A 13756-nucleotide genomic window follows, 5' to 3' on the forward strand; every position below is an offset into this window, starting at 1 on the left:
TCAGATGTATCCATTGGTGTTTGCAATGTTCTTGTTTCGTGCTAGTCGTAAACAAAAGCATAAGAATGCAGGTAACAAGAGCAGGGGTGAACATGCGAGTACTCGGGATAGACCCAGGGTTGCGCAATATGGGCTGGGGGGTCATCGACGTGGCAGGCTCGCGCATCACGCACGTGGCAAATGGCGTGTGCCATTCATTGGCCAGTGATGATCTGGCGATCCGGCTGCTGTCACTGTTTGACCAATTGGCTGATGTCGTCCACACCCATCAGCCCGATTGCGCCGCGGTCGAGCAGACGTTCGTCAACAAAGATGCCGTCGCCACATTGAAACTGGGTCAAGCCCGCGCCGTAGCGCTTTTGGTGCCTGCGCAATTTGGCCTGCCAATTGGAGAATACGCCCCCAATGCGGTGAAAAAAGCCGTCGTTGGTGTGGGCCACGCGGCCAAGCAACAGGTCGAACATATGATCAAGCTGCAATTGCCGGGGGCTAAGCTGGCTGGCGCAGATTCCGTTGATGCTTTGGCTATCGCGATTTGCCATTCGCATCACGCGCAATCTGGGGCACGTTTGAGTGACGCGATCCAAAAGGCCGCCGTCAAACGCCCCGGAGTTAAAGCACCAAATTACAGACCATCCACCATCAAGAAAGCACGCGCATGATTGGCAAACTCACAGGCATCGTCGATTACATTGGCACAGATCACGCGATGATCGATGTGCGTGGCGTTGGTTATATCGTATTCGTATCTGAACGTACCCGTATGGCTATGCCGCGACAGGGCGAACCCGTAGCGCTCTATACTGATATGCTTGTGCGCGAAGACATCATGCAGCTGTTTGGCTTTACATCGTTGTTCGAAAAAGAATGGTATCGATTGCTGGTTTCTGTCCAAGGCATCGGCGCGAAAGCCGCTATGGCCATTCTAGGCACGCTTGGACCCGAGGCCACAGGGCGCGCCATCGCGCTGGGCGATTGGAACGCGATCAAAGCTGCCCCCGGCGTCGGCCCTAAAACCGCACAGCGGGTGATTATGGAGCTAAAAGACAAAGCGCCCAAAGTCATGGCTATGGGCGGCGCTCTGCCCGAAACACTGGATGCCTCTGATGCAGCCGAAGTGATCGAGGCCTCGCAGCCCCAGCCAGCCCGCAAAGCTGCAGCCAAAGCGCCCGCTGTAAAACCAAATGTCGCCGCCGAGGCTGAGGCTCTGTCAGCCTTACAGAATCTTGGTTATAGTCCCTCTGATGCTGCCAGCGCCGTGGCGCAAGCCGCCGTGGACACGCCTGAGGCCGCAACATCAGCGCTGATCCGTGCCGCTCTTAAATTGCTTGCACCGAAGGATTGATAGATGGACGCTTTCGATCCAATTGAACCAGACGAGACCCTACGCGGCGAGCGCCAACCGCAAGACGCGGATCGTGCCTTGCGCCCGCAAACCTTGGACGAATTCATCGGCCAGAAAGAAGCGCGGGCCAACTTGCGCATTTTCATTGAATCTGCCCGAAAACGCGAAGAAACCATGGATCATGTGCTGTTTTACGGTCCTCCCGGTTTGGGCAAAACCACATTGGCGCAGATCATGGCCCGCGAATTGGGCGTGAATTTCAAAATGACCTCTGGGCCTGTTTTGGCCCGTGCTGGTGATTTGGCGGCTATTCTCACAAATCTCGAAGCGCGTGATGTACTGTTCATCGACGAAATTCATCGGATGAATCCTGTGGTCGAGGAAATTCTTTACCCCGCGATGGAGGATTTCGAGCTTGATCTGGTGATCGGCGAGGGGCCTGCCGCGCGGACCGTGCGTATCGAATTGCAGCCCTTTACACTTGTCGGCGCCACCACGCGGATGGGTCTGCTCAGCACGCCCTTGCGAGATCGTTTCGGTATTCCCACGCGGCTGCAATTTTACACCACAGATGAGCTGCACGAGATTGTCACCCGTGGAGCGCGGATGCTTGGGGTGCCTGCTGACGATGATGGCGCGCATGAAATCGCCAAACGCGCAAGGGGCACGCCGCGCATCGCGGGACGGTTGCTGCGGCGTGTGCTAGATTTCGCTGTGGTCGAAGGCGACGGGCGTATCACCCATGCCATTGCTGACAACGCCCTGACGCGTTTGGGTGTGGATCACTTGGGCCTTGATGGGGCGGACAGGCGGTATCTGCTGCTCATCGCGCAGAATTATCAAGGTGGGCCAGTGGGCGTGGAAACGCTCGCGGCCGCTTTGTCGGAAAGCCGTGATGCGATCGAGGACGTGATCGAGCCTTACCTACTTCAACAAGGTTTGATCCAGCGCACTCCGCGTGGCCGGATGTTGACGCAAAAATCATGGCATCACCTTGGGATGCAACCGCCGCAAAAGCCAGAACAGATCCAGATGTTTGGAAAGTAGACAGCACACAACTGCCCCTTGCGATTTGCGCGGGAATTGCGCATCTACGGTGAGCGCAAAGGAGACCCCATGACAGACACCTCAGAATTCACCCCCGAAGCCGTTGAAGCCTATTTCACCCGCGCCAGTGGTGATTATGTGTTTGCCCGTTGGGGGCGGCCTATCGCGCCTGTTGTCTTTGGCGTCGCCGAGGATTCCTTGGCCGTGATCAAAGGCAGCATCGAGGCGGCTGTGGCCATTGCGGGGGCCGAAATGGCCGAAACCGATCCTGAACTTGGATCGAACCTGATGATGTTCTTTTTCTCGGATTGGAAAGAGCTGCTGGACGTGCCTAATATGGGCGACATGATCCCAGATCTGGACATGCGCGTGCAGATGTTGATCGACCGTAATGCGCATCAATATCGTGCCTTTCGCTTTGACGATGATGGCGCGATCAAAGCCTGCTTTACTTTTGTGCGCATGGGCGGGGCGATGGACGAGGTGCCTGCCGACGTGATTGCACTGTCTCAGGCCACTCAAGCACTTTTGTTGTGGTCTGATATCACCTTCACCCAAGACAGTCCTCTGGCGCTGACCGAGGCGGGCACAGTCATACGCCCAGATGTGGCCAACGTGTTACGCGCCTCTTATGATCCGGTTCTGCCAAGTGCCGCACGAGATGCGTCTCATGCATTGCGTCTTTATGCGCGTTTGATTGCAGGATAGGACAAGGCTGGCGTCATGACCCCGTCTTGCACATGTCATACGCAGGTCTTAGCCTGATGAAAACGGCTTGAGGGGCTCGACATGATCCATAAATTTCCCGTGCATGTCTACTATGAAGACACCGATCTTGCGGGCATTGTTTACTATGCCAATTATTTCAAATTCATCGAGCGCGCGCGCACCGAATGGGTGCGTGAGGCGGGCGTCGATCAGGTTGCGCTGAAAGCCAATGATGGCATTGTGTTTGCTGTACGGCGTGTCGAAGCAGATTACCTTTTGCCCGCGAAGTTCGACGAGGATTTGATCGTCGAGACCGAGGTCGAGGCCATCACAGGCGTGCGGATTGTACTCAATCAAACGGTCAAACGTGCCGATGCGATCCTATTTGTGTCGCAAGTGACGCTTGTGGCTTTGTCCGAAACAGGTCAGCCAACGCGCTTGCCGGCAAATATTCGCCGAAATTTGCACTGAACTGGCCAAAACCTGCATCGTTTTGACCGTTTTTCCCCGTATGTCACGCTGAACTCACATGTAAGTGTTGGCGTGAACCCTGCCGATAGGGTAAATCATGAGTTAACAACAAGCCGCGCAAACAGCGGCACAGGCGAAAAGAGCAGGTCATGGAACAAACTACCCTCGCAATGGCGCAGGAGATCGATTTCTCCTTGCTGGCGCTTTTTATGAAAGCGACATTTACTGTTAAACTTGTGATGCTGATGCTGATCGGCGCGTCCTTTTGGTCGTGGTCCATCATCATTCAAAAGCACATCTTTTATCGTAACGCGCGGTCTTCGGCTGCCGTGTTTGACCAAGCCTTTTGGTCCGGCGAACCGCTTGATGAGCTCTTCGATAAAATCGGCGGCGCGCCTGCCAATGCGCCTGAACGGGTGTTCGTCTCGGGCATGACCGAATGGCGTCGCTCGCACCGCTCAGACGGGGGGCTGATTGCTGGCGCTGCCTCGCGTATTGATCGGTCTATGGATGTGGCTATTTCCAAAGAAGCGGAAAGCATGAACAGCCAGTTGTCCATTCTGGCCACAGTCGGCTCAACCGGTCCTTTCATCGGCTTGTTCGGGACTGTGTGGGGCATTAAAACTGCGTTCGAAGACATCGCTTTGGCGCAATCAACCAATCTGGCGGTTGTGGCACCTGGTATCGCCGAAGCACTTTTGGCCACGGCCTTGGGTCTTTTGGCGGCGATCCCTGCGGTTATTTTCTATAATAAATTGTCTGCGGACAGTGACAAGATATTAGGCGGCTATGAGGCCTTCGCAGACGAGTTCTCGACCATCCTGTCGCGCGAATTGGATGCTTGAGCCATGGGCGCTGGAGTAGTCAAACGCAAAAGTGGCGGCGGGCGCGGCAGTCGTCGTCGCGGGCAATCTGCGGCGATGAGCGAGATCAACGTCACGCCTTTCGTCGATGTTATGTTGGTGCTTTTGATCATCTTTATGGTTGCCGCTCCGATGATGACCGTGGGCGTGCCGGTTGAGTTGCCAGAAACAGCCGCCACCGCTTTGCCGCAGGAATCTGAAGACCCATTGTCGATCACGCTGACCGCGGATGGGCGTGTCTTGTTGATGAACAACGAAGAAAACCAAGATGAATTGGTGACCAAATTGCAAGCCATCGCCGCCGAGCGCACCGACGATAAAGTGTTTTTGCGCGCGGACGGGGCCATTCCCTATGAGCAAGTCGTTCAAGTCATGGGCGCGCTCAATGCAGGCGGGTTTCGCAATATCGGCCTTGTGACCGAACAGGGCGGGCCACGTCTTGACGGCACCTCTGCAAGCACAGGCAACTGAGGGCGCAGGCGTGAACACAGGTCAATATATCTCGGCGGGGGCTCATTTCGGGTTCATCGCTTATGTCTTGTTTGGCGGTTTTTTTCTAAATGCCCGCGATAGCGAACCTGTGCAAACGCAAGAAGTGTCTTTGATCTCTGAATCCGATTTTGCGGCGCTCAGCCGTGTCGAGACAGCCCCTGAGGTGCCCGTTGAGGCGCCTGAAATCACAGCGCCAGCTGTAGATACGGCTGCCCTGTCAAATCCTGAACAGGCCCAGCCAAACACAGCTGAGCCTGTGACGCCAGTGCAGCCCGATAATTCAGAGCCGGCCCCTGCATCAGAACAACCGATCACGCCACCTGCCGCGGTTGATCCGACGCCGCCCAGTTCCTCAGCTGAGCCAGAAATTTCAACCGAGGACCCTGGTGCTGGTCTGCCCGATATTCCAAATCAGCGGCCGACGCCGCGCCCCGTGCCGCGCATCGCGCCCGAGGCCGTGGTCAACCCTGAACGCACGCCAGACATAGCCGATCAAGTGATCCCTGAGGTGTCTCCCGATGCCACAGCCACGGCTGAACCTGTGCCCGATCAACCTGCAGCTGCCCCGCAAGAGGCTGTAACAGAAATTGTGACCGAGGCGGAAAAGCCATCGGGCCTGTCCACATCGCCGCGCCCCAAAGCGCGTCCGCAAGCGGTCGTGGCCCAAGCGGCTGCGAAAAAGGCCGAAGCGGCAGCACAAGCCAACAGTGACGCGGCGGCCAATGCCGCAGCAGATGCCGCCTCGGCTTTGGTGGCAGAGGCCACATCTGAGACACCTGCCGCGCCCCGTCGACCAACAGGTCCACCGATGAGCGCGGGCGAAAAAGACGCGCTGCGTGTGGCGGTTCAGCAATGTTGGAACACTGGGTCCATGTCGACAGAAGCACAGCGCACGAAAGTGACTGTGGCTGTGTCGATGAACCAAGATGGCACGCCCATTGTTGGCTCTATCAAACTGCTTGGATCGTCTGGGGGCTCGAGTGCCTCTGCCGAGCAAGCCTTTCAAACTGCGCGTCGCGCGATTATCATCTGTGGCAGAAGCGGCTTTCAACTGCCTGCCGATAAATACAACGAGTGGCGCGATATCGAACTTAGCTTCGACCCTGAACAAATGAGGTTCAAATGATCCAACTTTCAGCTTATGTCCGTCGCTTGGCCGCAACGGCTTTCACCGCAGCCTGTGTGTTCGGGACTGCCGCGCCATTGATGGCCCAAGATCAAGGCCCGCTTAAAATCGAAATCACCCAAGGTGTGATCGAACCCTTGCCTGTGGCCGTGCCTGATTTTATCGTGGAAACGACACAAGCCGCAGAGTTTGCAAAGCAAATTTCCGATGTGATCGCCGCTGACCTTGTGGGAACAGGCCTGTTCCGCGAAGTGCCTGACAGCGCTTATATTTCCAAGGTCACTTCATTCGATAGCCCCGTGCAATACGCAGATTGGAAGGCAATCAACGTGCAAGGGCTGGTCACAGGGGCTGTATCCGTGGATGCAGGCGGCAATCTGTCGGTCAAATTCCGTGTGTTTGATGTGTTCAATGACGGGCAGCTTGGCTCTGGAATGCAACTGGGGGGATCGACCAACAGTTGGCGTCGCATCGCGCATAAAGTCGCGGATGTTGTTTACAGCCGGATAACCGGCGAGGGCGCGTATTTCGACAGTCGCGTGGTGTTTGTGTCTGAGGCCGGATCAAAGCAAGCCCGCCAAAAACGCTTGGCTGTGATGGATTACGATGGCGCGAATGTGCAGTATCTCACCGATGCCTCTGCCATCGTTTTGGCGCCACGCTTTTCGCCCACAGGTGATCGCGTTTTGTACACATCTTATGAAAGCGGCTTTCCACAAATCATGATGTTGGATGTGGGCACCGTAACCCGTCGCAGGTTACCTGTGCCCACAGAAAGCATGTCATTTGCGCCACGCTTTTCACCTGATGGGCGCTCTGTGGTCTATTCTGTATCCACAGGATCCAACACCGATTTGTACCGGATGGACATCGCATCTGGTCAGGTGGCGCGTTTGACCAATACGCCTGCGATTGAAACTGCGCCGTCGTTTTCGCCAGATGGATCAAAGATCGTGTTTGAAAGTGACCGCTCTGGCACGCAACAGATTTACATCATGGATGCTGCTGGGGGCGATGCGAAACGTATTTCCTTTGGTCAAGGGCGTTACGGCACCCCAGTGTGGTCGCCGCGCGGGGATTTGGTCGCCTTTACAAAGCAAGCCAACGGGCGTTTCCATATCGGCGTGATGCGCACGGACGGGTCCGAAGAACGTCTGTTGACCGCGTCCTTTTTGGACGAGGGGCCAACGTGGTCGCCCAATGGGCGCGTGATCATGTTCACCCGTGAAACCCAAGGGGCCACAGGCGAATCCGCATTGTATTCGGTGGACATCTCGGGTCGTAATTTGCGTCGCGTGCCGACCAATTCAGGCGCTTCTGATCCGGCGTGGTCGCCCCTGTTAAAATAGTGAACGTGCCCCACTCCCCAAAGGGTTTGCGGGGTGCTATACTTGCCTAAAATGAGCAGCGTTAAATTCCGCAAAGGATGACCAAATGACACAGACACTTTCCACTCAATCGCGTAAAAACCCGCCCCGCGTGGCCGCTTTTGTTTTGATGTCCGCACTGGCACTGACGGCCTGTACCAACCCTGACCGCTTTGGCGCGGGCGGTGCGGGTGCTGGCGCAGCAGGTGCGAATGGCGGCATTATCGCAGGATCGATCAACGATCCGACCTCGACGGCCTATTTCAACCAAACTATTGGTGATCGTGTGTTGTTCCTTGTGGACCAGTCCACATTGACAGACAGCGCACGCGGACAATTGACGCAGCAAGCGCAGTGGTTGTTGGCCAACCCTGGTTACACCGCGATCATCGAAGGTCATGCCGATGAGCAAGGCACACGCGATTACAACTTGGCTCTTGGCAGCCGACGCGCTGCTGCGGTGCAAGATTTCTTGATCTCGCAAGGGGTGAACCCATCGCGTCTTAAACCAATCACATACGGCAAAGAACGCCCCATCGCGGTGTGTTCCGACGAGAGCTGTTATGCACAAAACCGTCGCGCAGTGACTGTTTTGGCAGCGGGCGCTGGCGTAAGCTAAGGCCTTTTATAGGTGCAATAAACTGGCAAAAGGTGGCGGTATGAAACGCATTTTGATGACGACTGTGGTGGTGTTTGGTCTCGGTGCTGGTCTGAGCTTTGGCGCGGGCGTGCAAGGCGCTGCCGCCCAAGATGCGCAGACCTTGGCGGATATCCGGCAAGAGGCCGCTGTCTTGTCGGTTGAGCTGCTTAAACTGAAACGTGAACTATCGACGACAGGCGCGCCGAATACAGCCTTTGGCGGCGCGTCCACCTTGGAACGTGTTGATTTGATGGAAAGCAGTCTCACGAAATTAACGGCCAAGATGGAACAGCTTGAGTTTCGCATCGACCGTATTGTGGCCGATGGCACGCGTCAGCTTGATGATCTGAATTTCCGTGTCTGCGATATGGAAGCCGGTTGTGACATAGGCAATCTGCCTGTTTTGGAACCACTTGGGGGGGCTGAACCTTCAAGTGGCGCCAGCGATGTCGTCGCTGTCGGACCAGGATCAGAAGCGCCGATGGATGGTGGCGGTGGTCAATTGGCCGAAGCCGAGCAAGCCGATTTTGATGCAGCTCAAGCTGCTTATGACGCGGGATCCTATGAGGTGGCTGCCGATGCCTTTGGCACGTTTGCGCAAAACTACACTGGTGGATTTTTGACCAGCGAAGCGCATTTCATGCGCGGCGAAGCCTTGAGCAAATTGGGCCAAACCACGGAAGCCGCACGGTCCTATTTGGACAGTTTCAACATCTCGTCCGACGGCGTGCGCGCCCCTGCGGCCTTGTTGCGTCTTGGGGGCGCGATGGCGGCTTTGGGGCATGTGGACAAGGGCTGTGTGATGCTGGCTGAAGTGGGCAGTCGTTTTTCTGGATCATCTGAGGCAAATGAGGCGCAAACCGCGCGTCAAACTCTTGGGTGTCAGTAAATACACACCCCGAAATATTGGACCATGCGGTGCGCCGCTTGGTCGATTTATTGATGTGATTGCATAACATTATTATGGTTCAGACAGATACCCACGGCGCGATGCTGAAACATTTTTTTGCCTCCGCTTTCACCTTCGAGAAACCCAATCACGTCGGCATTGCTGTGTCTGGTGGCGGGGATTCCATGGCCTTGCTGCGCCTGATGGCCGATTGGGGCCAAGAGCAGCGGGTGCGCTTGTCTGCTGTTACGGTTAACCACGGGTTACGCGCAGATGCCGCACGCGAGGCGGAATTTGTGGCCGAGACCTGCGAGAGCCTGAAAATCAAACACACCACTTTGAATTGGACCGATTGGAGCGGCGCGGGCAATCTGCAAGACGCCGCCCGCCGTGCGCGCTATGGCTTGATGGCCGATTGGGCCAAAGACAACGATATCGATACCATCGCGCTGGGGCACACCGCCGATGATCAGGCCGAGACCTTTTTCATGCGTCTGGCGCGGGCTTCTGGCATTGATGGGCTGACGGGGATGCAGCGGCGTAGGCAATCGGACGATATCACATGGGTACGGCCTTTGTTGATGCAAGAACGGTTCGAGCTGCGCCAATACCTGCGTGACTTGCGCCAACCTTGGATCGATGATCCCAGCAATGATGACGAAGCCTATGACCGCGTAAAGGCGCGCAAAGCCATGGCTGCGCTGTCTGATTTGGGTATCGATTCTCATGTGGTGGGGCGGGTGATGGATCATCTGTCACAAGTGCGCTCAGTGCTGGATGTCACCACCCATGATCACGCGATTGATTGTATGGTTGAGGACAACGGCGATTTGATCATTGACCGCAAAGGCTTTGCCCAAGGCGCCCCCGAGATCAACCGACGCCTTGTCTCTCATGCGCTCAAGTGGATTTCATCTGCCGATTACGGGCCGCGTGGGTTGAAATTACAAGAATTCATGTCTGCGATGCTACGTGGCCAACATGCGACTCTGCACGGTGTGCGCTTGATCGGAGGTGCGCAATCCTTGCGCTTGTGTCGCGAATTTTCGGCTGTGCAAGACAAAGTGAGCATTCCAAACGAGATTTGGGACAATCGCTGGCAGATAACCTGCGACAAATCAGATGGTTTGATCGTGCGGGCTTTGGGCGAGGACGGCTTGCAAAAACTAGGGAAACGCGCAGAGGGTGGCATGCCCAGAGAGAGCTTAAAGTCCACGCCTGCGGTGTTTTTAGGCGACGATTTGATCGCGGCCCCCTTGGCCGATCCAAGCGTTCCAGCGGAGCTTGCGCCTCAATCTATCCATGCAAAATTGATCCATCCACGCGGTCACGCGTTCACATCGCTTTTATCGCATTGAACTTACCCCATTGATCCCTATTTTAAGGGAAACCGCTCGGCGCCTTCGCGCTGAGTCTGAATTTTCGAGGAGACCTGTTTTGGGTAATGCACGAAATCTCGCTTTTTGGCTGGTGCTGTTGATGCTGGTGGTGGCGTTGTTCAACGTCATCGGTGGCGGCCAATCATCTTTGGCGACGAATGAAACCAATTATTCCGAATTTATGTCCAGTGTTGAGTCTGGTACTGTCACCTCGGCCTATATCAATGGCGAGAAGGTTAATTACACCCTGTCGGATGGCTCAGACTTTTACGCCATTAACCCAGGGGATGACGATTTGGCGCGTACCTTGGTCGACAAGGGCGTGAACGTCAAAGGCAAGGCGCAAAAGCAAAGCGGTCTCACATCTTTGTTGATCACCTTTTTGCCTTTCGTCTTGATTATCGGCGTTTGGATTTTCTTCATGAACCGTATGCAAGGCGGCGGTAAAGGCGGGGCGATGGGCTTTGGCAAATCGAAAGCCAAGCTTTTGACCGAAAAAGCCGGACGCGTGACATTTGATGATGTCGCTGGCATCGACGAGGCGAAAGAAGAGCTGGAAGAAATCGTCGAATTCCTGCGGAACCCGCAAAAATACTCACGCCTTGGCGGTAAAATTCCAAAAGGCGCTTTGCTTGTCGGCCCTCCCGGCACAGGTAAAACGTTGCTAGCACGCGCGATTGCGGGCGAGGCTGGCGTTCCATTCTTTACCATTTCTGGTTCTGATTTCGTTGAAATGTTCGTCGGTGTTGGTGCCTCTCGTGTGCGCGACATGTTCGAACAAGCCAAGAAAAACGCGCCTTGTATCGTCTTTATCGATGAAATCGATGCTGTGGGCCGTGCCCGTGGTGCTGGCCATGGCGGTGGCAATGACGAGCGTGAACAAACGCTCAACCAATTGCTGGTTGAAATGGATGGTTTTGAAGCCAATGAAGGCGTGATCATCGTCGCCGCAACCAACCGTCGTGACGTGCTTGACCCCGCCTTGCTGCGCCCTGGTCGTTTTGACCGTCAGGTCACTGTGCCAAATCCAGACATCAAAGGCCGCGAGAAGATTTTGGGCGTGCATGCGCGTAAAATCCCTCTCGGACCTGCAGTTGATCTGCGCATCATCGCGCGCGGCACACCAGGCTTTTCCGGCGCTGATCTGGCCAATCTTGTGAACGAAGCGGCTTTGATGGCGGCTCGTATCGGACGCAATGTTGTCACTATGGTCGATTTCGAAGCTGCCAAAGACAAGGTCATGATGGGCGCAGAACGTCGTTCTATGGTGATGACGCCTGAGCAAAAAGAGATGACGGCCTATCACGAAGCAGGCCACGCCATTGTAGGCATCACCTTGCCGAAATGTGATCCGGTCTACAAAGCGACTATTATTCCACGCGGTTCTGCTTTGGGTATGGTGATGAGCCTGCCTGAAATGGATCGCTTGAACATGTTCAAAGACGAGTGCCACCAGCGCTTGGCTATGACCATGGCGGGCAAGGCGGCTGAGATCATCAAATACGGTGCTGACCAAGTATCCAACGGCCCTGCAGGCGACATTCAACAAGCTTCAGGTTTGGCACGGGCGATGATCTTGCGCTGGGGCATGTCTGACAAGGTGGGCAATATCGATTACACCGAAGCGCATGAAGGCTACAGCGGCGGCGCTGGCGGGTTTTCAATGTCAGCTGCGACCAAAGAAATGGTCGAGGAGGAGGTCAAAAACTTCATCCAAGCGGGCTATGAGCGTGCCTATCAAATTCTCGAAGACAACAAAGAGCAATTTGAACGTCTGGCGCAAGGTTTGCTTGAATATGAGACGCTCACTGGCGATGAAATCAAACGCGTGATGAAAGGTGAATCACCTCACGTTGATGAAAACGCTGACGATGAGGCCGACAAAGACAAACCCTCTTTGATGGCCGTGCCCAAAACGCGCAAACGTAAACTGGATGCGCCGAAATCGGATGCGCCAGAATCAGAGACGCCGGATACGGATGCCTCTGATGCGGGGACACCAGAGTAATCTGCGTCACTATATGAATTTAAAAACCGTGCCTTAGGGTGCGGTTTTTTTTATGGGGGCATAGGGTGAAACTTCATAGATCACAAACCATGTTGGGCTAAATCTGCACAGGCCGGTAATGCGTTGCGATTTCGACCGCGGCCATGCGGCCTCTTTCCTCAAGACCTCCCACATGATAAAGCGCGGATAAGAGGACCTGATATGACGCTTAGACATCCAAAAGACATCGACACAATGGCCGACCTGCGCGCTCAGATTGATCAGATTGATCTTGAGCTGATCCGAATGCTGTCGATCCGCCAAAGCCACATCGATCGCGCCGCCGAAATCAAACCCGCTGCGGGGTTGCCCGCGCGCATTGATGACCGCGTCAATGAGGTGGTGAACAACGTGCGTGCGATTGCGACCCGCGAAGGGTTCGATGCGCAAACCGCTGCTGACATGTGGCGTTTGATGGTTGATAACATGATCGCCCGCGAAGAGCAGGCCATGTCCAAAGGAGACACCGAATGACAGCCACCCGAATTGACGGAAAAGCCTTTGCCGCCACGATGCGCGGCACAATCGCAGCCCATGTGGCCCGCCTCAAAGAAGAACAGGGCATCACCCCTGGCTTGGCAGTTATTCTTGTGGGCGCTGATCCTGCCTCTGAAGTTTACGTACGCAACAAGAACACATCGACCCTCGAAGTGGGCATGAATTCTTTTGAACACAAACTGCCTGCGGACACCCCCGAGGCCGATCTTTACGCGCTGATTGATCAGCTCAACGCCGATCCCGCGGTGCACGGCATTCTGTGTCAATTTCCTGTGCCAGACCATTTGTCAGAGCGTGATATCGTAGCCCGTATTGATCCGGCCAAAGATGTCGATGGCTTACATGTTTTGAACGCGGGCCTCTTGGCCAGTGGTCAGCGCGCCATGGTCAGCTGCACGCCGCTGGGCTGCTTGATGCTGCTTCGCGATCAGCTTGGCTCTTTGTCTGGCAAAAACGCTGTGGTCATAGGCCGCTCAAACTTGGTGGGCAAACCTGTGGCGCAATTGTTGCTGCGCGACAGCGCCACCGTCACCATCGCACATTCGCGCACCAAGAATATCGAAGAGGTCGTGCGGGGCGCTGACATCGTTGTTGCCGCTGTGGGGCGCGCTGAAATGGTCAAAGGCGACTGGATCAAACCAGGTGCCGTCGTGATCGACGTGGGCATCAATCGCATCGACGCGCCCGAGCGTGGCGAGGGCAAAACCCGCCTTGTGGGCGATGTCGATTATGCTTCTGCTGTTGAGGTTGCTGGTGCGATCACACCTGTGCCCGGTGGTGTTGGCCCAATGACCATTGCGTGCCTGCTGGCCAATACGGTCACCGCCTGTTGCCGTGCCAACGGTTTGGCCGAACCTGAAGGCCTGACAGCCTAAGGCAGTCTA

The 13756-nt window shown here is 55.6% G+C and carries 15 protein-coding genes; all 15 read left to right on the forward strand.

All coding sequences use genetic code 11. The annotated features are described in order from the left end of the window. Positions 1 to 92 precede the first annotated feature (92 nt). The 15 genes from ruvC (at position 93) to folD (ending at position 13747) form a co-directional block, all read left to right on the forward strand. Complete coding sequence (ruvC, locus tag KO503_RS02040; protein WP_215989928.1) at positions 93 to 662, forward strand: crossover junction endodeoxyribonuclease RuvC; 570 nt, start codon at positions 93 to 95, stop codon at positions 660 to 662. Continuing rightward, a complete protein-coding gene (gene ruvA, locus KO503_RS02045; protein ID WP_215989929.1) occupies positions 659 to 1345 on the forward strand; it encodes a Holliday junction branch migration protein RuvA in 687 nt (228 codons plus the stop codon). Before ruvC ends, ruvA begins: the two co-directional genes overlap by 4 nt. A 3-nt stretch (positions 1346 to 1348) precedes the next feature. Next, positions 1349 to 2392, forward strand: coding sequence for a Holliday junction branch migration DNA helicase RuvB (gene ruvB / locus KO503_RS02050; RefSeq protein WP_215989930.1), 1044 nt, complete (start codon positions 1349 to 1351; stop codon positions 2390 to 2392). 69 nt (positions 2393 to 2461) lie between these two features. Then, positions 2462 to 3100, forward strand: a complete 639-nt coding sequence (locus tag KO503_RS02055; protein WP_215989931.1) for a hypothetical protein — start codon at positions 2462 to 2464, stop codon at positions 3098 to 3100. A gap of 81 nt (positions 3101 to 3181) precedes the next feature. Further along, positions 3182 to 3571 (forward strand): tol-pal system-associated acyl-CoA thioesterase, encoded by a 390-nt coding sequence (gene ybgC / locus KO503_RS02060; protein ID WP_215989932.1) that lies wholly within the window; start codon positions 3182 to 3184, stop codon positions 3569 to 3571. Positions 3572 to 3720: 149 nt separating this feature from the next. Then, positions 3721 to 4416 (forward strand): protein TolQ, encoded by a 696-nt coding sequence (tolQ, locus tag KO503_RS02065; RefSeq protein WP_215989933.1) that lies wholly within the window; start codon positions 3721 to 3723, stop codon positions 4414 to 4416. A gap of 3 nt (positions 4417 to 4419) precedes the next feature. Further along, positions 4420 to 4905: a protein TolR gene (tolR, locus tag KO503_RS02070; RefSeq protein ID WP_215989934.1), complete on the forward strand. Its 486-nt coding sequence runs from the start codon at positions 4420 to 4422 to the stop codon at positions 4903 to 4905. After that, positions 4874 to 6052: an energy transducer TonB gene (locus tag KO503_RS02075; protein WP_215989935.1), complete on the forward strand. Its 1179-nt coding sequence runs from the start codon at positions 4874 to 4876 to the stop codon at positions 6050 to 6052. The genes tolR and KO503_RS02075 overlap by 32 nt, the downstream gene beginning before the upstream one ends. Before the next feature lie 80 nt (positions 6053 to 6132). Then, positions 6133 to 7401 carry a Tol-Pal system beta propeller repeat protein TolB gene (tolB, locus tag KO503_RS02080; protein ID WP_252730908.1) on the forward strand — a complete coding sequence of 423 codons (1269 nt, stop codon included), beginning with the start codon at positions 6133 to 6135 and terminating at the stop codon, positions 7399 to 7401. Between the two features lie 85 nt (positions 7402 to 7486). Continuing rightward, entirely contained in the window at positions 7487 to 8038 is a 552-nt protein-coding gene (gene pal / locus KO503_RS02085; RefSeq protein ID WP_215989937.1) for a peptidoglycan-associated lipoprotein Pal, read from the forward strand. 40 nt (positions 8039 to 8078) lie between these two features. Continuing rightward, complete coding sequence (gene ybgF, locus KO503_RS02090) at positions 8079 to 8948, forward strand: tol-pal system protein YbgF (protein WP_252730904.1); 870 nt, start codon at positions 8079 to 8081, stop codon at positions 8946 to 8948. A 74-nt stretch (positions 8949 to 9022) separates the two neighbouring features. After that, on the forward strand, positions 9023 to 10306 hold the full coding sequence (tilS, locus tag KO503_RS02095) for a tRNA lysidine(34) synthetase TilS (RefSeq protein ID WP_215989938.1): 1284 nt from the start codon (positions 9023 to 9025) through the stop codon (positions 10304 to 10306). A gap of 79 nt (positions 10307 to 10385) precedes the next feature. Continuing rightward, positions 10386 to 12335 carry an ATP-dependent zinc metalloprotease FtsH gene (gene ftsH / locus KO503_RS02100; RefSeq protein ID WP_215989939.1) on the forward strand — a complete coding sequence of 650 codons (1950 nt, stop codon included), beginning with the start codon at positions 10386 to 10388 and terminating at the stop codon, positions 12333 to 12335. Between the two features lie 201 nt (positions 12336 to 12536). Beyond that, entirely contained in the window at positions 12537 to 12848 is a 312-nt protein-coding gene (locus KO503_RS02105; RefSeq protein ID WP_215989940.1) for a chorismate mutase, read from the forward strand. Next, positions 12845 to 13747 (forward strand): bifunctional methylenetetrahydrofolate dehydrogenase/methenyltetrahydrofolate cyclohydrolase FolD, encoded by a 903-nt coding sequence (gene folD, locus KO503_RS02110; protein WP_215989941.1) that lies wholly within the window; start codon positions 12845 to 12847, stop codon positions 13745 to 13747. Before KO503_RS02105 ends, folD begins: the two co-directional genes overlap by 4 nt. The last annotated feature ends 9 nt before the right edge of the window (positions 13748 to 13756 follow it).

It is taken from the genome of Pacificibacter marinus (assembly GCF_018860505.1).
In the GTDB taxonomy this organism is placed as follows: domain Bacteria; phylum Pseudomonadota; class Alphaproteobacteria; order Rhodobacterales; family Rhodobacteraceae; genus Celeribacter; species Celeribacter marinus_B.